The 20,098-nt window shown below is 52.9% G+C and carries 18 protein-coding genes; 9 read left to right on the forward strand and 9 right to left on the reverse strand.

The genetic code is table 11. The annotated features are described in order from the left end of the window. Window positions 1-40: 40 nt before the first annotated feature. The 5 genes from THS27_RS04975 to THS27_RS05000 all read left to right on the forward strand — a co-directional run bounded on the left by THS27_RS04975 (window position 41) and on the right by THS27_RS05000 (window position 4,790). The gene (locus tag THS27_RS04975) at window positions 41-1,687 is read left to right on the forward strand and encodes an iron ABC transporter permease (protein ID WP_085588762.1); all 1,647 of its coding nucleotides are present in this window, start codon (window positions 41-43) and stop codon (window positions 1,685-1,687) included. 144 nt (window positions 1,688-1,831) lie between these two features. Beyond that, window positions 1,832-2,122, forward strand: coding sequence for a YggT family protein (locus THS27_RS04980; RefSeq protein ID WP_085588473.1), 291 nt, complete (start codon window positions 1,832-1,834; stop codon window positions 2,120-2,122). 33 nt (window positions 2,123-2,155) lie between these two features. Then, window positions 2,156-2,485 carry a DUF167 family protein gene (locus THS27_RS04985; RefSeq protein WP_085588475.1) on the forward strand — a complete coding sequence of 110 codons (330 nt, stop codon included), beginning with the start codon at window positions 2,156-2,158 and terminating at the stop codon, window positions 2,483-2,485. A 2-nt stretch (window positions 2,486-2,487) separates the two neighbouring features. Then, window positions 2,488-3,387, forward strand: coding sequence for a bifunctional methylenetetrahydrofolate dehydrogenase/methenyltetrahydrofolate cyclohydrolase FolD (gene folD / locus THS27_RS04990; RefSeq protein ID WP_085588477.1), 900 nt, complete (start codon window positions 2,488-2,490; stop codon window positions 3,385-3,387). A gap of 164 nt (window positions 3,388-3,551) precedes the next feature. Further along, entirely contained in the window at window positions 3,552-4,790 is a 1,239-nt protein-coding gene (locus THS27_RS05000; protein ID WP_085588481.1) for a winged helix-turn-helix domain-containing protein, read from the forward strand. A 266-nt stretch (window positions 4,791-5,056) separates the two neighbouring features. Here THS27_RS05000 and THS27_RS05005 read toward each other — a convergent pair whose 3' ends face one another. From THS27_RS05005 to THS27_RS05035, 7 genes are all read right to left on the reverse strand, one after another. Further along, window positions 5,057-5,827 (reverse strand): SDR family NAD(P)-dependent oxidoreductase, encoded by a 771-nt coding sequence (locus THS27_RS05005; protein ID WP_085588483.1) that lies wholly within the window; start codon window positions 5,825-5,827, stop codon window positions 5,057-5,059. An 89-nt stretch (window positions 5,828-5,916) separates the two neighbouring features. Further along, window positions 5,917-6,921 (reverse strand): ABC transporter ATP-binding protein, encoded by a 1,005-nt coding sequence (locus THS27_RS05010; protein ID WP_085588485.1) that lies wholly within the window; start codon window positions 6,919-6,921, stop codon window positions 5,917-5,919. A gap of 40 nt (window positions 6,922-6,961) precedes the next feature. Continuing rightward, the gene (locus tag THS27_RS05015; protein ID WP_085588486.1) at window positions 6,962-7,795 is read right to left on the reverse strand and encodes a carbohydrate ABC transporter permease; all 834 of its coding nucleotides are present in this window, start codon (window positions 7,793-7,795) and stop codon (window positions 6,962-6,964) included. Window positions 7,796-7,804: 9 nt separating this feature from the next. Then, window positions 7,805-8,677 (reverse strand): carbohydrate ABC transporter permease, encoded by an 873-nt coding sequence (locus tag THS27_RS05020; RefSeq protein WP_085588488.1) that lies wholly within the window; start codon window positions 8,675-8,677, stop codon window positions 7,805-7,807. Window positions 8,678-8,789: 112 nt separating this feature from the next. Continuing rightward, window positions 8,790-10,103, reverse strand: a complete 1,314-nt coding sequence (locus THS27_RS05025) for a sugar ABC transporter substrate-binding protein (RefSeq protein WP_085588490.1) — start codon at window positions 10,101-10,103, stop codon at window positions 8,790-8,792. Between the two features lie 198 nt (window positions 10,104-10,301). Continuing rightward, window positions 10,302-11,252, reverse strand: coding sequence for a sugar-binding transcriptional regulator (locus THS27_RS05030; RefSeq protein WP_085588492.1), 951 nt, complete (start codon window positions 11,250-11,252; stop codon window positions 10,302-10,304). Between the two features lie 295 nt (window positions 11,253-11,547). Next, complete coding sequence (locus THS27_RS05035) at window positions 11,548-12,567, reverse strand: aspartate-semialdehyde dehydrogenase (protein WP_085588494.1); 1,020 nt, start codon at window positions 12,565-12,567, stop codon at window positions 11,548-11,550. Window positions 12,568-12,837: 270 nt separating this feature from the next. Here THS27_RS05035 and THS27_RS05040 point away from each other — a divergent pair, with 270 nt between their 5' ends. The 4 genes from THS27_RS05040 (at window position 12,838) to THS27_RS05055 (ending at window position 16,648) form a co-directional block, all read left to right on the forward strand. Further along, the gene (locus tag THS27_RS05040) at window positions 12,838-14,061 is read left to right on the forward strand and encodes a class I SAM-dependent methyltransferase (protein WP_085588496.1); all 1,224 of its coding nucleotides are present in this window, start codon (window positions 12,838-12,840) and stop codon (window positions 14,059-14,061) included. 224 nt (window positions 14,062-14,285) lie between these two features. Next, window positions 14,286-14,747, forward strand: a complete 462-nt coding sequence (locus THS27_RS05045; RefSeq protein WP_246832843.1) for a hypothetical protein — start codon at window positions 14,286-14,288, stop codon at window positions 14,745-14,747. Window positions 14,748-15,046: 299 nt separating this feature from the next. Continuing rightward, a complete protein-coding gene (locus tag THS27_RS05050) occupies window positions 15,047-15,481 on the forward strand; it encodes a carboxymuconolactone decarboxylase family protein (protein WP_085588498.1) in 435 nt (144 codons plus the stop codon). Between the two features lie 219 nt (window positions 15,482-15,700). Then, window positions 15,701-16,648 carry a sigma-70 family RNA polymerase sigma factor gene (locus THS27_RS05055; protein ID WP_085588766.1) on the forward strand — a complete coding sequence of 316 codons (948 nt, stop codon included), beginning with the start codon at window positions 15,701-15,703 and terminating at the stop codon, window positions 16,646-16,648. Between the two features lie 74 nt (window positions 16,649-16,722). Here the strand turns inward: THS27_RS05055 and THS27_RS05060 are convergent, their stop codons facing one another. Next, on the reverse strand, window positions 16,723-18,789 hold the full coding sequence (locus tag THS27_RS05060) for a hypothetical protein (RefSeq protein ID WP_085588500.1): 2,067 nt from the start codon (window positions 18,787-18,789) through the stop codon (window positions 16,723-16,725). A gap of 181 nt (window positions 18,790-18,970) precedes the next feature. Further along, complete coding sequence (gene leuB / locus THS27_RS05065; RefSeq protein WP_085588501.1) at window positions 18,971-20,074, reverse strand: 3-isopropylmalate dehydrogenase; 1,104 nt, start codon at window positions 20,072-20,074, stop codon at window positions 18,971-18,973. Between the last annotated feature and the right edge of the window lie 24 nt (window positions 20,075-20,098).

Raw genomic sequence — 20,098 nt, forward strand, 5'->3', positions numbered from 1 at the left:
CCTGACATCTTTGAAATCGCGAGTATTTGGCAACGGCGGCATGATTTTTGCCGCCGTTGCCCCTGTTTTGACCCTTCTGGTGGCGTTTCCGCTGCTGTTTGTGGTGTTGCAGGCTATTTTCCCCGATATCGCGCGGGGTATTTTTGCCAATCCGTTTTCCCGATTTGTCGAAACGCTTTTTGACAAACATCTGATCAGTTGGACGTTAAACACCCTGATGCTGGGCGGCAGTGTTGTGCTGGTGTCGGCTTTGGTGGCGGTGCCGCTGGGTATTTTGCGTGGCCTGTTTCGTATTCCCTTTGCCGGGTTGTGGGATGTGGTGTTTCTGGTGCCCTTTACCATTCCGCCCTATATAGCCGCCCTTGGCTGGATTATGGCGTTGCAGCCGCGCGGGTATCTGGAACAAATCACCGGTCTTAATTTTGGCGGGTTTCTTTTTTCATTCTGGGGCGTCGTCTTTGTCATGACGCTGAATGTTTTTCCCGTTGTCTATTTTGCGGTGTCGCGCATGGTGGCCTCGATTGGCGGGCGTTACCTTGAGGCGGCCCGTGTGTCGGGCTGCCCGCCAATGCGGTCGTTCTGGCGGATCACCTTGCCGCTGACGACCCCGGCCATTGCCGCCAGCCTGCTTTTGGTTTTTGCCATGGCGATTGAAGAATTTGGCACACCGGCGGCATTGGCGGCCCGCAGTGGATTTTTGGTGCTGGTAACCGGTATTGAACAACGTCTGTCGGATTATCCGATTGATTTGCCCGGTGCGTCGCTATTGTCGGTTATTCTCGTTTTAATCGCGATGGCGGCCTTTGTTTTGCAAAACCGCATTGTTTCGCGCCGCGATTTTCAGACAGTTTCGGGCAAACCCGGTGCCAGCCGCCCGGCTGAACTGGGGGCATGGCGGATACCGGTGGTAATGTTTTTTGCCGTTATTGGTTTCCTGGGTGCTGTAATGCCGATTTTATCGGTGATTTTAACGGCATCGACCCGGACTATTTCTGGCGGGTTGGCAGCGGATAATTTTTCGACCGATAATTTCACCGAAATTTTTGCAAATTCCGGCGGTGCAATGGAGGCTCTGGGCACCAGCCTGTCGCTGGGGCTGGGTGCTGCGCTGATTACGGGCATTTTAGGTACGATGACGGCCTATGTCGTGGTGCGCCAGCGCACAGTGTCGTCGCGCATCCTCGATTTTCTAACGCTGATGCCCAATACCATTCCCGGTGTCGTGGTGGCAGTTGGCCTTATATTGGCATGGAACCAGCCGTGGTTGCCAATAACCCCTTATAATACCATTGGTATTCTGGTGCTGGCTTATTGCTGTTTGTTGCTGCCCTATCCGGTGCGTTATGCCAATGCGGCCCTGCGACAGGTCAGTGTCAGCCTGGAAGATGCCGCCCGGGTGGCCGGGGCTGGCGGAATCAAGGTGTTTTTTCGCATTTTGATGCCGTTGATTTTTCCCAGTATTCTGGCTGCCATGTTGCTGGTTTTTGCTGTGGCGGCGCGCGAACTGGTGGCAACCATTTTGTTAGCCCCGATCGGAACCAGGACGGTCGCGTTGTTTATCTGGCGGCAGTTCGAGCAGGGATCGGTCGGGATGGGCATGGCAATGAGCGTGATGGCAATTGCCATAACCATGACCATTCCGGTCGCTGTGGCTATCTGGGCGCGCAAACAGGGCCGGTTGTTCTGATTTTTGATTGGAAATACAAGGAAAATTGACCAAATCCGCCCGTTTGGGTGGCTTGGCGCTTGCGCCACTGTGTCCTTGTCATTACCTTCGCGATGAAATTGGTTTCCGTCACCGGCACGGGCCCGACAACAAGAAGGAGCGGTAATGCAGTCTGTCCTGATGCTGATAAGCACAGTAATCAGCCTTTATATCTGGTGTCTGATTCTTCAGGCAATCCTGAGCTGGCTGGTAGCTTTCAACGTGATCAACACCAGTAACCGTTTCGTTTATATGGTTGGGGATTTTCTGTATCGGATTACCGAGCCTGCCTTGCGACCAATTCGGGCGATATTGCCCAATATGGGGGGCATTGATCTGTCACCTGTCGTGCTGATTTTGTTGCTGAGCTTTCTTAAAAGCCTGATGTTCGAATTGTTCGCACAGATGATGTATTAACGTCGCCTTTGTCCTGTTGATAACGGCACGTTAATGATAGCAAAACCCGCAGGTGAAATTTTACCCGGTAGCAAGGATGTTCGGCTGTATTTAAGGCTGACACCCAAGGCATCGCGTAATCATGTGGGTGGACTATATCAGGACGCAGACGGACAGGTACGTTTGAAGGCAATGGTAACCACCGTGCCGGAAAATGGTAAAGCAAACGACGCATTGGTTAAGTTGCTGGCAAAAACGGCCAGGTGGCCTAAATCGGCATTTACCATTGTTAGCGGCCAGACCGACCGTAACAAGGTTTTGACCATTACCGGTGATGCAGCGCAGATTGTGGCGCAAATCAATCTATGGACGGGCGAGGATTAGATATGAGCAGTGCAAAAATTATTGATGGCAAGGCATTTGCCACAAAACTGCGCGGTGATATTGCCAGCGAAGTTGCCAAGCTGAAAGCCGACCACGGCGTTGTTCCCGGTTTGGCCGTGGTGCTGGTGGGTGAAGACCCGGCCAGCCAGGTGTATGTGCGTAACAAGGGTAAGCAAACCCTTGAATGCGGCATGAATTCCTATGAACATAAACTTCCGGCGGCAACCAGCCAGGAAGATTTGCTGGCGATCATTACCCAGTTAAACAATGACCCCAATGTGCATGGCATTTTGTGCCAGTTGCCCGTCCCCAAACATATTGATGAAAACGCCGTTCTGGCCGCGATTGACCCGGCCAAGGATGTGGATGGTTTTCACATTATCAATGCCGGTGCGCTGGCAACAGGCGGCGATGGCATTGCTCCTTGCACGCCTTATGGCTGCCTGATGCTGCTAAAAGATACGCTGGGCGATTTGTCGGGCAAGCGGGCGGTTGTTGTGGGCCGGTCCAATATTGTTGGCAAGCCGATGGCACAGTTGCTGCTGAAAGAAAACTGCACCGTGACCATTGCCCATTCGCGCACCCGCGATTTGGCCGATGAAGTCCGTCGTGCCGATATTGTTATTGCCGCTGTGGGCCGCCCAAACATGATTACCGGCGACTGGATTGCCAAGGGTGCCACCGTGATTGATGTGGGGATTAACCGCATTGAAGGCGAAAACGGCAAAATGAAACTGGTGGGTGATGTTGATTTTGCCAGCGCCGTTGAGGTTGCCGGTGCCATTACCCCGGTTCCCGGCGGTGTTGGCCCCATGACCATTGCCTGCCTGCTTAATAACACCCTGATTGCGGCGTGTCGTGCCAATGGCATAACACCACCCAAGCTGGGCTTTGGCGGCTGATCCGGGTTTTCCTATTTTGGGGCGGGCAGTTTTGCCCGCCCTTTTTTATGGCCGTGTCGAAGAACAAAAACAGAAAAGCTCCTGCCAAAATTGTCAGCAGGGTGTGATAGCATCGGCTCAACCAATTGATCGTATGATCGGAAAAAGTTTTCTTTGGGGAAGCCATGCCTGATGTCACCGAGCTAAAACCCGTTTCGATTTCTGCAAAACAGGCCCGCCACCTGGCGCTGGACGGGCAGGGTTTTGAAACACCGGATCCCGTGCGCCCGGTGGATCGGCGCCGCATCATGAAGATGATCCGCAAAACCAACATGCTGCAAATTGACAGCGTGAATGTGCTAAGCCGGGCACATTACATGCCGGTATTTTCCCGGCTCGGTGTGTATGACCGTGCCTTGCTGGACCAGTTAAGCTGGGGCACGGCAAAACAACGCAAATTGTTTGAATATTGGGGCCATGAAGCATCGCTGATCCCGGTGGAGGATTACCCGCTTTATCGCTGGCGGATGGAAGATGCCCTGCGCGGCGAGGGGATGTGGGGCCGAATGGCGGCCATTGCACGTGATGAACCCGATTTTGTTGCCAGTCTTTTGCGCCATCTGGAACGCGAAGGCACAACGGCTGCCAGTGCCTTAAATGAAGAACCCCGCGAAGGCGGCAGCCAGTGGTGGGGCTGGACCAAGGCCAAAACGGCGATGGAATATCTGTTTTGGAGCGGGCAGGTCATGGCACGCAAACGGCGGGGGTCGTTTGAGCGTGAATATGATTTGCCCCACCGTATTATTGGCGACGTCGCACATGAGCCTGTATTACCGCGCGATGTGGCCCAGCGCGCCCTGATAGCAAAGGGCATTGTTGCCATGGGCGTTGCCACCATTGCCGATTTAAGAAAATATTTTCGCTTGCCAACCGAAGATGCCAAGGCCCGTGTTGCCGAAATGGTTGAAAATGGCGATTTGATTCCGGCATTGGTTGAGGGGTGGCAACAGCCGGGCTTTATTGCGCCTGATGCTAAAATACGCCGTCGGGCAACGCCATCAGCCCTGATGGTGCCGTTTGATCCGGTCATGTGGGAACGCGATCGGGTAGAACGGATTTTCGGTTTTAATTACCGTATCGAAATTTATACCCCCGCGGAAAAACGGCAATATGGCTATTACGTGCTGCCCTTTATGCTTGATGGGAATTTTGTTGCCCGTGTCGATTTGAAAACCGACCGGCAAGCCAAATTGTTGCGGGTATTTTCGGCCCATGCCGAACCGGGCTGTGATACCGATCATGTCGCGGCACAGTTAAATGCACATTTGCATCAATTGGCGCAATTCCTTGAGATGGACGCGGTGGACATAACGGAAATGAACGGGTTTTCCAAACGTCTCGCCGGGCAACGGGCGATGGCGTAAGGAAAATACTGTAATTTCAGCCGGTGTTGCGATCCGCAGGCGGGCTGGGATCCTCGCCGTCGTTTGCCTACTCATCAGTGCCTGGCGATGGGGGGCTTTTGGGTGCAATCAGATGTGATCAAACGATGATAAATCACATGCGTTGAAAGTGGTCCTGTAAAAGCGAACGGGGCGTAGGTCCCACAACCACGCCCCGTTCATCCGTTGTTTTGACCCGATCACAAATGAGTTTCAGGACAATGTGATCGTCGGCTAACCCTGCCTCCTTACCAGCAGGAATAGCCCCCATCAGCCAAAACAATGGAACCGGTCATCAGGCTTGCGGCATCAGATGCCAAAAACAGAACGACAGACCCGATTTCGTGGGTTTCACCCAGGCGTGCCATCGGCGTGCCACTGATCCAGGCGTCGTACATTTCCGGCTTTGATTTGACAAATTCGTTCAGCGGCGTTGCGATATAGGTTGGTGCAACGGCATTAACGCGAACCCCACGGGCACCCCATTCGGCGGCCAGTGATTTGGTCAGGTGATGCACGCCAGCCTTTGATGCGTTGTAATAGGCCTGTTCCTGCGGCTTGTTGACGATGAAGCCCGACATGGAACCGATATTGACGATGGCACCGCGTTTCTTTTCCAGCATCTGTTTGCCAAATTCGCGGCAGCACCAGAACGTACCGTTCAGGTTTACGTCAATGACATTGCGCCAATGTTCATCGGCCACGGTTTCAGCCGGGGTTTCCGAACGGGCGATACCGGCATTGTTGACAAGAATGTCAATCCCGCCATGTTCCGCCTGTTTGGCGGCACTGGTGCGAACCTGGTCAGGGTTGGTGACATCCATCAGGTCGATGCTGGCATCGTAGCCCTTGGATTTCAGGTAGTCGCGGCCTTCTTCGGCAACTTCTGCACTGATGTCGCCGATAACCACATGTGCCCCTGCCTCTGCAAGTGCCTCGCAGCAGGAAAGACCAATGGCGCGGCCACCCCCTGTGACATAGGCGCGGCGTCCGGTCAGATCGAACATTTTCAGATACATTTTGATCTCGCAGTTTGGTCAGTGGGAAAATAGGCTTTCGGCTGGTGTTTATTCAATTTTCCAGCCGAAAGTCCGGATTGGTGCCAGCCCTAGTTCGAAATGGCTTTGTCGTTTTTGTCAAAGCGGTGAATACGTTCGGGGTCCGGCGTTAACCAGATGCGGTCATTCCCGCTTAGCGGCACTTCGCCGGTAGCACGGACCGTCATCGGGCCAATATTGTCTGCATTCACATGCAAATAGGTTTCAGCACCAAGATGTTCGGCAATCTTGACGGTTGCTGCAATGTCGCCCTGCTCTGTGCTCAGCAGCAAATGTTCAGGGCGGACACCGACACAGGCGCAATCACGGGCCCTGGCGTAATCCCCTTCAATGAAATTCATTTTGGGCGATCCGATAAAGCCTGCGACAAATTTGTTGGCAGGTTTGGCATAAAGATCCATCGGTTTGCCAACCTGTTCGACCCGACCTGCCTGCAACACCACAATCTTGTCGGCCATGGTCATGGCTTCGACCTGGTCGTGGGTCACATAGATCATGGTGGTTTTCAGTTCCTGATGCAGCCCGGTGATTTCAAGGCGCATATTCACGCGGAGCGCTGCATCAAGGTTTGACAGCGGTTCGTCAAACAGGAAGGCTGCGGGGTTACGTACAATCGCACGGCCAATTGCCACACGCTGGCGCTGCCCGCCCGAAAGGGCACCCGGACGACGTTCAAGATAGTCGGTCAGGTTGAGGATTTTGGCCGCATTACGTACTTTTTCGTCGATAACGGCCTTGGTTTCACCCGCCATTTTAAGGCCAAAGGCGATGTTGTTGTAAACCGTCATATGCGGATAAAGCGCATAGGACTGAAACACCATCGACAGGCCGCGTTTGGCTGGCGATTCATTTGCCATATCAACGCCGTTGATCATGATTTTGCCGTCGGTAACGTCTTCCAGCCCGGCAATCAGGCGCAGCAACGTTGATTTGCCACAGCCCGACGGGCCGACAAATACAACAAACTCGCCATCGTTAATTTCAAGATTAACACCGGGAATAACGTCGATATTCCCGAAGGTTTTCTTGACATTTTCCAGTCGGATTGCACCCATTGTGGTGTTCCTTCCTTGTATATTTTGGTCCGGCGGCGGTTTATTTCACCGCGCCGAAGGTCAAACCACGGACAAGCTGTTTCTGCGAGAACCAGCCGACGATCAGAATGGGGGCAACCGCCAGGGTTGATGCCGCCGATAGTTTTGCCCAGAACAACCCTTCGGGGCTGGAGTAGGACGCGATAAAGGCGGTTAGCGGGGCTGCATCCGACGTCGTAAGGTTCAGCGTCCAGAAGGCTTCGTTCCAGGCGAGAATAACGTTCAGCAGCATGGTGGATGCGATGCCGGGAATGGCCATGGGCAACAGCACAAAGATAATTTCCTTGGGCAGGGTTGCCCCGTCCATACGGGCGGCTTCAAGGATGTCTTTGGGGATTTCCTTGAAATAGGTGTAAAGCATCCAGACCATGATCGGCAGGTTCATTAAAAACAGAACCATGATCAGGCCAAAACGGTTGTCAAGCAGGCCCCAGTCGCGAAACACCAGATAGATTGGTACGAGCACACCAACCGGCGGCATCATTTTCGTCGACAGCATCCACAACAAGGTATCCTTGGTGCGTTTGGTCGGGTTAAAGGCCATCGCCCAGGCACAGGTCACCGCAAAGATCAGGCCGATAAAGGTGGACCCAAACGACAGGATGACCGAGTTCATGGCGAATTTGAAGTAGTTGGACTGCTCCAGAATCCCGGTATAATTTTCCAGCGTCCAGTTAAAATCAAGGAACAGGGGCGGCATGTTGACCGCATCAAGCTCGGATTTGAAACTGGTTAGCACCATCCACAGGATGGGGAAGAAAATTGCCAGGCCGATAATCCAGGCAAACACCGTATAGGCGAACTGACCGAAAGGTGTTTTGAATTTACTTTCCATTGTCGCCCCCTATGCGTCCAGGTTTTTGCCAATGAGGCGAACCAGAAAGATCGCAACAATATTGGCAAGAATGACAGCAACAATACCGCCCGCCGAAGCACCGCCAACGTCATATTGAAGCAGGGCCTGGGTATAAACGAGAAAGGCAATATTGGTGGTCGACAAACCGGGGCCGCCGCCCGTGGTGACGAAAATTTCGGCAAACACGCTGAGCAGGAAAATGGTTTCGATCAGGATGACAACCGTGATCGCACGGCTAAGGTGCGGCAGGGTAATATAAAAGAAAATCGATATCGGACCGGCCCCGTCCATTTGGGCGGCTTCTTTCTGATCGCGATCAAGCGACTGCAAGGCGGTCAGCAAAATCAGCGTTGCAAAAGGAAGCCATTGCCAGGCCACCATAATGATAATGGCCGTAAGCGGGGCGTTGGTAAACCAGTCGATTGGCTGGAACCCGAGCGATGTTGATATCCAGGCGAAAAAGCCGGACACCGGATTCATCAGCAGGTTTTTCCAGACCAGTGCATTCACCGTCGGCATAATAAAGAACGGAGAAATAACCAGAATACGCAAAATGCCGCGGCCAAAAATAGGCTGGTCCAGCATCAGTCCCAGCAAAATACCGCCAATAACGGTAATCACCAGAACGGAACCTACCAGAACAAGCGTATTGGCAAGGGAGGCAAAAAAGGCGTGGTCGGTCAGGAAGAATTTATAATTAACAAAACCAATCCATTCCTCCATCCCCGGTGTTAGCAGGTTGTAACGAAGGAAAGAGAAGTAAATTGTCATGCCCAAAGGCACGATCATCCACAAAAACAAGGCGATGATCGACGGTGCGGACATAACGCGCCCGGCCAGGGTCGAGGCCCGTGTCGACATGGTGCGCTCCCCGTTTGCAGTGTCTTTGACTGACCCGGGAAGAAAAGGGGTGGCGGAATTTTGCCGCCACCCAAGTCTACCAGGTCAAGGAGGTCAGATCACAGGATCGAGATCAGTAGTAACCAGCTTTCTGCATGGTACGATCCGTGCTTTCCTGTGCGTTTGCCAGAGCCTGGTCAACAGAGACCTGGCCGGCAAGTGCTGCAGAGAACTGCTGACCGACAACGGTGCCGATACCCTGGAATTCAGGAATGGCCGCAAACTGAACACCAACATAAGGTTTCGGTTTCAGAGTGGAGTTGATCGGATCAGCGCTGTCGATGGCAGCAAGGGTCTTGATGGCAAACGGTGCGGCATCAAGATATTTTTCGTTCTGGTAAAGCGACATACGGGTTCCCGGGGGAACGTTCGCCCAGCCTTCTTTGCTGGCAACCAGTTCGGCATAGGATTTCGAAGTTGCCCACGAGATGAATTTTTCGGCTGCTTCGGTGTTTTTCGACGAAGCCGGAATTGCCAGGCTCCATGCCCAGAGCCAGTTGGCACCGGTGCAGGTTACAGCGCAAGGTGCTTCGGTGAAGCCAACCTGATCGGCAACCTTGGAATCTTTGGGGTTGGTCACGAAGGACGCAGCAACGGTGGCGTCAATCCACATGGCGCATTTGCCGGCGTTAAACAGCGAAAGGTTTTCGTTGAAACCATTCGAGGTCGCACCCGGAGGACCGTATTTGCCAAGAATGTTGACATACATGGACAGGGCATCTTTCCATTCCTGACCGTCAAATTCCGGCTTCCATTCTTCGTTGAACCAACGTGCGCCATAAGCATTACCCATGGTCGAAATCAACGCCATGTTTTCGCCCCAGCCCGCTTTACCGCGCAGGCAGATGCCATAAACGCCGTTATCCGGGTCGTGCAGCTTTTTGGCGATGTCGAGGGTCTGGTCCCAGGTCAGACGACCATTGATTTCGATGCCAGCTTTCTCGAACAGGTCCTTGCGGTACATCATCATCGAGCTTTCGGCATAGAACGGTGCCGCATACAGCTTGTCATCGTTGCTCAGTGCCGCGCGAATAGCGGGCATAAGGTCGTCGACGTCATAATCAGCGCCCAGATCTTCGAGCGGTGCCAGCCAGCCTTTTTTCGCCCAGATCGGGGCTTCATAGGTGCCGATGGTCATGATGTCGTATTGGCCGCTATTGGTGGCGATGTCGGTTGTGACACGCTGACGCAGGGTATTTTCTTCCAGCGTCACCCACTCAAGCGAGATGTCGGGATTTTTTTTGGTGAAGTCATCCGTCAGCTTCTGCATGCGGATCATGTCACCATTATTAACCGTGGCAATCGTCAGTTTGGTCTCGGCACTGGCACCAAAAGCGACGCCGCCGGCCAACAGCGCACACAGCGCTGCTCCCATAATATTTCTCATAATTCCTCCCAAAAGGACTCTTTCCCGTCGGACAACCTTCGTCATCCATTTTGATCATTTGTTCAGGACATGAGCATTCACTCAATTTTCACATCCCTTGTCAACCGAATTCGATTGTGCGTTGCAACAGAAAAACCCGCAGTCTAATGCTGCGGGTTTGCTTTAGTTGGTTGTTTTTATTGTTTTAATTTTCAGGTATTAGCGCAGCAATGCCCGTGCGGTTGCTTCGTCTGTGACCAGAGATGTAATTAATTTTCCCGCCATTGCACCGCGAATCGCGGAAACTTTCTTTGTCCCCTTGGCAACCGCAACGGTATTTTGCCCGGGTATTTGCAACGGCGCGCTGGTAACGCGGTTATTAACGTCGTGATCAAGGATTTGGCCGTTTTTATCAAAGGTCCAGCTGATCAATTCGCCAATGCCGCCATGTTCCTGCAGGCTTTTAAGTTCGGCCGGGGTGATAAAACCATCGACCAGAAGCGGCGCATCGTCACCCATTTGACCAATACCGACAAATTTGACATCGGCACGGGCGGCCAGATGCAAAATATTGTCCATCGGTGCCTGTTCCTGCATTGGTTTGCGTTGTTCGGCGTGAGGTACGATCACGGGAATAGATAGCGGGTAATGTGGGGCGCGGGTTAAATCGGCAAGTTCGGTTACGGCATCATAAAAGCTGGCGGCACCATCGGTGGCAATGGTGCCAACCAGCGATACGATTTTATGGTGACTTGCATCGATACGCTGTACTTCGTTGACCATACCGCGCATGGCGCGCCCGGTGCCAAGGGCAATCACCTTGGGGTCGGGGGATTGTAAAACCCGTTCCAGCAACATTGCAGCGGCCTGTGTCATGCCAAACATGGCATCGGGGGCGGCAGGGTCGGTTGGCACAACTTCGCAATGTTCCAGCTCGTGGCGGTCGCGCAGGCGTGCGCCCAGTTCCATGCAATCGGCAATCGGATGATCCAGCCGAACCTTGACCAGTCCTTCGCTAACTGCGGCCGACACCAGTCTTTGGGCTGTCGGGCGGGAGACGCCAAGTTTGGTTGCGATTTCGTCCTGGGTGTTTCCGGCGCAATAATACAGCCACCCGGCACGGGCGGCTTCATCAAGGCGGGCTGCTTCTTTGCGGGTACGTTTAACCATCCCTATTTTCCGATTTTATTTTTGTTGGCTGTGCGCGTAAGTTTTGCGTTGTTATTGCCATCAACTTGCCCAACGGGCAGGGCAAATCAAAATCGGCGCACCATGTTGCCGGGCAATGCCGGCTGGCAGCCATATTTTTTGATACCCGCAGCGCATTGACAGTGGGTTAGCAAGGATTTCCTCTAGCTCTTTTTAAGTGGTATGACCAGTACCAATCACAAATAGCACCATAAAACAATATGGCCGCCCGGTTCCGGGCGGCCATAGCAAAAATGTGCCAAACTAGAAAAAGGCGTTATTTCTTCGGCAGGTAATCCGAAACCAGCATTTCGGCAATCTGCACCGCGTTCAGGGCCGCCCCTTTGCGCAAATTGTCGCTGACACACCACAGCGACAGGGTGTTGGGATTGCTGGGGTCTTTGCGAATACGAGAGATAAAGACATTGTCTTCGCCAGCGACTTCCTGGGGGGTGACATAGCCTTCGTCCTGGCGATGATCGATAACAGATACGCCCGGAAATGCCTTCAGCGCCTTGCGGGCTTCCTCGACGGTAACGGGCATTTCAAATTCGATATTAATGCTTTCGGAATGGCCGACAAAAACCGGTACCCGCACGCAGGTGGCGTGAACGGCCACGTCGGGGTCCAGAATTTTGCGGGTTTCCGCCATCATTTTCCATTCTTCGCGGGTCGCGCCATCATCCATAAATTCGTCAATATGCGGGATGACGTTAAAGGCGATTTGTTTGGTGAACTGTTCCTTGGTCGGAAGATCGTTCACATAGATGCCACGTGTCTGGTTAAACAGCTCGTCCATCGCCGCCCGACCAGCACCTGAAACCGCCTGATAGGTGGATACGATCACGCGTTTGATCGGTTGAAGGTCGTGTAGTGGTTTTAACGCCATGACCATTTGAATGGTCGAACAGTTCGGGTTGGCGATAATGTTTTTCTTGGCGTAACCGGCAAGGGCTTCGCCATTGACTTCGGGCACAATCAACGGCACCCCCGGTTCCATGCGCCAGTAGCTGGAATTGTCGATTACGACACATCCTGCTTCGGCAGCTTTGGGTGCCAGGGTTTTTGATGTGGTGCCGCCGGCTGAAAACAGGGCAATGTCGACCTGTGAAAAATCGAAACGGGCCGCGTCCTGAACAATCAGGTCGTCATCGCCATACGAAACTGTGCGCCCGATCGAGCGCGACGATGCCAGCGCAAAGATTTCCTCGGCGGGAAAGTTGCGTTCTGCCAGTGTGTTGAGCATTTCGCGCCCGACATTGCCGGTGGCGCCAACAACGGCGATTTTGTAACCCATCAAGTGCCTCTTTCTGTTTTGGTACGGTGTGCCTATACACCGGATTTCCCCTTAAACAAGTGGATAGGGTCATCCTGAACCGACCGGTAAGCTGGCCGAGATGTAAGGCTTTCCGCGGCGTCGCGCAAGGACGGTTTAGGTTTTTACTGCTTGAGATTGCAGTGAAATATGTCACTATATCGCACGGGGGTTGTGAAATGTTTGTTGATGTTTCACGATTTTGGGGGTTGTCGCATTTCCGGCTTGAGAAGGACGGCTATGACGTACCCGATGACTTTGAATTGGACTGACAAGAAAGTCCTTGATTTCTTTCGCGAACATGTAACGCGCGGCACGCTTGTTGTGCGCGTAAATGACCGCCACGAGGTCGCCCTTGGTGATGGCGGTGATCCACGCGCAACCATGACATTGCCCAACTGGGCCAACGCCATGAAAATGGCGCTAAGCCCCGATCCGGGCTTTGGCGAGGTTTATATGCAAGGTGGGCTGGATGTAACATCCGGCGAGCTTGAAGACCTGATTCGTGTTTTACGCCTGAATTTTGATGGAGGCCATTCAAGCAGCAACTTTGGCTTGCTGATTGAAAAGTTGCAGGCATTCAAGTTCCGGATCGCGCAATTTACCTCGGTCGAGGCTGCGTCCCGGCGCGTGCGCCATCATTATGATATCGGCAACGACCTGTATACCCGGTTTCTTGATGCCGATATGCAGTATTCCTGTGCCTTCTGGGACGACGGGGCGAAAAACCTGACCGAAGCCCAGTTACATAAGATGACACTGACCACGGACCGCCTGCAAATTACCGAACCCGGAACGCGGGTGGTGGATATTGGCTGTGGCTGGGGCGGGTTAAGCCGTTTTATTCGCCGGACAACAGGGGCCGAAGTTCATGGCATTACCCTGTCGACCGAGCAATATAACTGGGCGCTGGAACGCAAGGCCGAACTGCCTGCGGATTTCCACGAAGGTCTGGATTATCATTTGCAGGATTACCGGGTTTTCGCCGAAGCCAACAAGGAACGTTATGACCGGGTGGTTTCGGTTGGCATGTTTGAGCATGTTGGTCGACCACAGTTCAAAACCTATTTTGAACAGGTTAGCCGCTTGTTAAAGGCTGGGGGGCGTGCTGTTATTCACACCATTATCAAGCCCCGGCCAGATTTTACCTCGCCGTGGATTGATCGCTATATTTTCCCCGGGGGCTATATTCCAGCTGTTCATGAAGTGGTGGAAGCCGCAGAACAGGCAGACCTGGATGTGGATGCCTGCCATTTCCATCCTGGTAACAATTATGCCCGAACATTAATGGCATGGCGCGAGAATTTCCGTAAAATTCAGGACCAACTGGACCCGGAAAAATATGACACCGAATTTAAGCGGATGTGGGAATTTTATCTGGCTGGCTGCATTAATGCATTTGATGCCCGCGAAGGCGGCGGCGGAATGCGCGTCGGCCAGTTTGTGTTTACCAAACCTGGTTACCGTCATAATTGATGATGTCTGGCAGCAGGGCGCCAATGTTTGCTCTGCTGCCGATGCCGCATTTAAAGAACGCTAAAAACAGCATTTTGGTCGTTATTGTTATGTATCGGACCCGGAATTTTCCGGGTTTATCCTACCTAGCGGGTCGCAAGAACCCGTCAGCCGGGACACAGGGATGCAACCGGCCCTGAATAACCCGGATATGAACGGTTGATTTCCTTTTAGGGAGGAAAACCATGCTGTATTCAAGCCATGCCGGACCCGCCGTTAGCGTGCGTGCCAATGCACGCCGGAATACGGACCATTTTACTTTTGCCAACCCCGCAAAAACCGACGTCCAGCCCGCTTATGTCGGTTCGGTCGAACAATATCAGCAGGCGCTGTCAGTGGCGGAATTATCAAGTTGCGAGCGTGATATGCTGCGCGCACATTTGCGGGCACCCGATCATTGTATTACCGGGCTGGAGCTGGCATTTGCCGCCGGTCATTTCGGTCCGCGCATCGGGCATAAAAAATATGGCCGGGTCGGTCGAAAAATTGCCATGGCCGTTGGTCTGCCGCAATGTGACACCGATGTTAGCGATTACCTGGCGGCTATTTTCACTCTTGCCGAAGGATCGCAGTTGGAAGCCGAGGACTGGAACTGGGAATTGCATCCATCCCTGGCCGCAGCTTTGACTAAAAGCGGGTTTTCCTGATTTGACCGGCGGCTTTAGGTCCTGCCGTGAAACTGCCCAAAATGCGTTGCTCGCCATACCGGTTGGTTAGTTTTATCCGGTGTCGGGTATTATGGGCGGGGGCTTAGGCGGAAATATCGGGTGCCCATAATAAGGTTGTGCCGGGGCTTAGGCAGATAAATGTCGTGCGGTAATTTGGCCGGGCATGGGGACGATGGTGTTTTTGGGGAAAATTCATCATCGGATGTAACAGGGGCTCGTGCTGTGTCGTCCTGTTTGTAGAGATTGTTTTTTATCGTCTGCAAACAGGAGATTGCATCATGAGCCGCTTTGAATTTGCCAAAACCAGCCCCGCCCTTTTTAAGGGGCTGTATCACGCTGCGACCGTGTTCGACACGGAAAACACCCTGGCCAAAACCCTGATTGAAATTGTTAAATGCCGGGTATCCCAGCTTAACGCCTGTTCTTTTTGCCTGCGAATGCATCGTGATGATTATCTTAAACACGGTGGTCAGCAGGACAAAATCGATATGCTGGCTGTTTGGCGTAATGCAAAGGATTTTGCCGTCGAGGAACGTGCGGCCCTTGACTGGGCCGAAAAACTGACCCTTGGTGCTGAAGCCGAAGCCATCGATGCCAGCTTTGAAGCCCTTGGCGCGCATTTCAGCACTGAACAGATTTCGGAACTGACAACCGGTATTGCCTTGATTAATGCCTGGAACCGGCTGGGCGTTGCCCAGCATCAACTGGCGTAATGCCTGACCTGAACAACACGGTTCGATTTTAACGGCCTGGTTCGGTATTTTCGCACCCTACATGTGTCATATAACCGGCAGGGGTTTGCCCCGCTTGCTGATTGAAAGTCCGGTTGATCGGGTTTTATCGGCCAGAACAGACCTATGAGATAAAGTAAAGCGGTACAGGCGCGGGCCTGTGCCGCTATGCGTGTTGGGAAATTTGGCAAGGCAATAAATATGTCGACAGCAATTTTTGAACAGCTTCGCCCCCGGCTTTTTGCCCTGGCTTTTCGCATGTTGGGTAGCCACGCCGATGCCGAGGATGCAGTGCAGGATGTATGGCTGCGGTGGCGCAACGTCGATGTTGCGACTTTGCATGATCCGGTTGGATGGTTGATACGGGTATGTAGTAATTTGTGCCTGGATGTCCTTAAATCTGCCCGTCGCCGACGTGAAAATTATGTGGGGAACTGGTTGCCCGAACCATGGGTCAATCCGTTTGCCAACGAAACCGAAACCGCCCTGATTAATCAGGACTATCTGTCGCAGGCTTATCTGTTGATGTTGGAAAAGCTGTCGCCGGCGGAACGAATTGCACTGGTTTTGCATGATGTTTTTGACTGGGACCATGCCGCAATTGCCGGGGTTTTGGAAAACCAGCCTAATAATGCCCGGCAGATATTGTTTCGTGCGCGTCGTAAAATGTCGGATATGGCAACACGGAACCAGCCAGATCAATCACATCAGCCAACCCGGCACAGCCAAACCGGGGGGCCGGAAACACCAGATGAGGCCGGAAAAACCGCCAGCCCGAACCGTTTGACACGCGACGATTTGGCGGGGTTTATCGATGCCTTGCAATCAGGGCAGGCCGATAGAATTGCGGCGTTATTGTCGTCTGATGTGATTTTGCAAAGTGACGGTGGCGGCAAGGCCAGCGTGAATATCAACAAACTGTTTGGAACAGATCACGTCGCCCGGTTCTTTGCTGGCGTTTGGCACAAAAATTTAATAGCAGCCGATATGATGGTTGTCGAAAGCGAAGCTGAAAGCTGGGTTTTATTTTCCAGCGAGGGCGTTGTGCATACTGCGATAACATTTGCCCTTGGCAAGGGCGGCATCGAAAGTCTGTTTGTTCATCGCAATCCCGATAAACTTGCCGTGTTTCAACCAAAAAACAGTTAAGTTCGGCAATTTCCAATCATATTTCATGATATGGGGCCCCGACGGTGGTTCGTCACCATCGGGGCCGGGGCTGGTTATTTGCCAATTTCATCATTGGCAAGGATTTTTAGGCCGAATGTTTCGGCCATCACGGGTGGTGTCGGCGGTGTTTTTGCCTGCATCAATGGGGCCAGTGCCACGGGCTTTGCCGGGGTTAAGGTGATTTTCAAATGGCGCGGGTCTGCAAGCCAGTTTGCCAATTGCCCAAGGGATGCGCCCAATTGCCCGGTCTTGCCATATTGCTGCTGTGCCTGAACAACCACCATACCGGCGGTTAATTGCAACTGGTCGGCGGGAATGCCGCTTGTTGTGGCAATAATTTTCCAGATTGTGGGCATCAGGTTATCGCCGGAAATTTCCAGCGATGCGTCTTTCAGCCGGGCCGATTTGCCAACAACATTCCCAAGGCGCTGTTGCGTATCGATTAGGGGAATGTCCTGTAATTCGGCAATGACGTCAGATGTAAATCCGGCCAGGGTTGTGGAAAATTTAAGGGTGCCAAAATCGCGAATGGTCAATTCGTCAATCGCATATTGAAACTCGCCATTTTCCGTGTTCCAGCGTTGATGGCTATCCGTATCAATGGTCACCTGACTAAACCGTTCAACGCCAAGCATGCGGGTAATGCGAGGGTCGGTGCTGTATTCATCGGGGATGTCAATGCTCAAGCCGCCGATATGGCCGGTTGTGGCACGGGCAACATCGGGGCCTCCATCGCGCGCCGGGCCTATATCGCCCAGGGCGCCCCCCAGTTCATCAAGTGTCAGGTGAAAGGTTTCACTGCCGGTAATGCCAAGCTCAAACCCGGTCATCAAATAGGTAGAGAGGACGGGGGGCGTAAAGGGAAAGCCGACTTCCCCCAATGTTTTGTCCTGCATTTCTGCAAGCTGTTCTTCGGGGGTACTGGCCGTAACGCCTTGAAACTGGCGTACAACAGTGCCGATACTGGCAATGTCAATATCGCGGAAGGTGGCCTGGTCAAGACCGATTTTAAGGGTTTCGGCAACGGTACTGCCATGCACCGAAAGTCCGCCGGATGAAACTTCACCAATGACATGGTTGGCAAGGTTGGAAATGCTAAAGCGGTCCCAGCGTATTTCGGCGTCAGGCAGATTGTAATGCTGATCCGAGAGTTCCAGTTTGGCGATTTTCACGCTTTCAAACGCGGTAAGCCAACGGTTGAAGTCAAACGTTTCACCAGGTGTCGGGATCGTATCGGGATCAATGACCTGATCAAACCCGCCAAGTTCGATCCGCCCGATTGACAGGGAACCGCGTTTTTTGGGCAGGCGAATTTTAAGCCCGTTAATGCTGGCCGTCTCAATGGATTGCGTGGTCAGCCCGTCAACCAGAATACCGGCTGCTGAAATGGCTGAATGGTCTGGCAGGGACATTGTTAAATCAGCCAAAGCCATGTTTTTACACGATTCAGCTGAATTCCAGTTAAAATCGCTATTATCTAATTGTTGCAGCAAGGGCATTGGCCCTGCGCAATTGGCAAAAATGCTTTGCGCGATGCTGGCATTGCCCTGATCCGGTCCGGCGTCATAGCTCCAGGAACCTGTGGTGATTCCGCCAATATGGTCCGCCGCGATATCCTGAATATGGATATCCTCGATTGTGCTGGTCTGTTCCTGAAAGGACTGGGTCAGGCCGGGGCTCTGGATATCGGCGGCAGCAAAAGTTTCAGGAAGCCAGCTTGACGGATCAGCAGACACGTCGGCAAGACGGGCCTGATCAAACGTAATTTTACGTCCATTCACCTCGATATTGGCACCCTTAAGGGTCATGGCCCCGGCAAGTGCATCGTGCGAGGGGTTAAATCCGTAAACAGCTAGCCAGTCGATGCCGGTAATATCGACATGCCGGGCACTATAAACCGCGCCATCCGTCGTGACGATTTTAACATCGTCGCCCGACATGGTGCCTTTGAACAACGACATTTGAAAATTGCTAAATTCGCCCCGGATCATTGATTGCGGATTGGTCAATGCACTGCGCAAATTGTTTTCGGTGTAAACCGGCGCCAAAAAATGAAGCCCGGCACCTGCAGCAGCCACAATGACAAGGCTGCCAAGAATAAATTTTGCGGTTTTGGCCATATGATCGAATGAATCCCTGCAAATTTGAAAAATGTGTGTGCCAATATATCACGCGGCGCGTGCATTGCATGGGGCGATTACGATTTATTCGGTTCTTTTTTGTAGCCAATGGTTTGAAATAAAATAAAAAGGCCGGGGCGTATTGGCCCCGGCCTGAAACATGAAACAGCTAAGGGTATGGTTAGACCAGCTTGTTCAGTTCGTTGATAACGGCTTCACCCATAACGGTGGTCGAAACCTTTGCCATGCCCGGCTGCATGATGTCAGCGGTGCGCAGGCCACCCTTCAGGACATTCTGAACAGCGGTTTCAATCATGGTGGCATCGTCGCCCATGTCGAACGAATAACGCAGCATCATGGCAAATGACAGCAAGGTTGCCAGCGGGTTGGCAAGGTCCTGACCGGCAATATCCGGGGCCGAGCCATGGACCGGCTCGTACAATGCCTTGCGGGCACCGGTTTCGTCCGCCGCACCCAGCGATGCGGATGGCAGCATGCCCAGCGAACCGGTCAGCATGGCGGCACAATCGGAAAGAATATCACCAAACATGTTGGTGGTTACCATCACGTCAAACTGTTTCGGGTTGCGGACCAACTGCATGGATGCGTTGTCGACATACATGTGGCTCAGTTCGACTTCAGGGAATTCCTTGGCAACACGTTCCACAACTTCGCGCCACAGAACGGTGGATTCCAGAACGTTGGCCTTGTCGACCGAGCACATCCGTTTGTTGCGCTTCATTGCCATGTCAAAGGCAACACGGGCGATACGTTCGATTTCGGGTTCGGAATAAACCAGGGTGTTGAAACCAAAACGAACGCCATCGCGTTCTTCAACGCCGCGCGGCTGGCCGAAATAGATGCCGCCGGTCAGTTCACGCAGGATCATGATATTCAGACCCTTGACTACATCTTCCTTCAAGGTCGATGCGCCCACGAGGGCGTCAAATACCAGGGCCGGGCGCAAATTGGCAAACAGGCCCATTTCCTTGCGGATTTTCAAAAGGCCGCGTTCCGGTTTGATATCGAACGGGATGTTATCCCATTTCGGGCCACCAACAGCACCAAGCAGAACCGCATCGGCGGCCATGGCATCGGCCAGGGTTTCGTCGGTCAGCGGGTTGTTGTGGGCATCGATAGATGCCCCACCGATCAGACCTTCGGTGACGTCGAAATTGATGTCACGTTTTTTGGCCATCCAGTCCATAACGCGCTGAACCTGGCGCATCACTTCGGGGCCAATGCCGTCGCCCGGCAACATCAGGACTTTTTTGGTAATCGTCATTTTCAAACCTTAGCAAAGAAACAG

The sequence above is a fragment of the Thalassospira sp. MCCC 1A01428 genome (assembly GCF_002115825.1).
Classification (GTDB): Bacteria; Pseudomonadota; Alphaproteobacteria; order Rhodospirillales; family Thalassospiraceae; genus Thalassospira.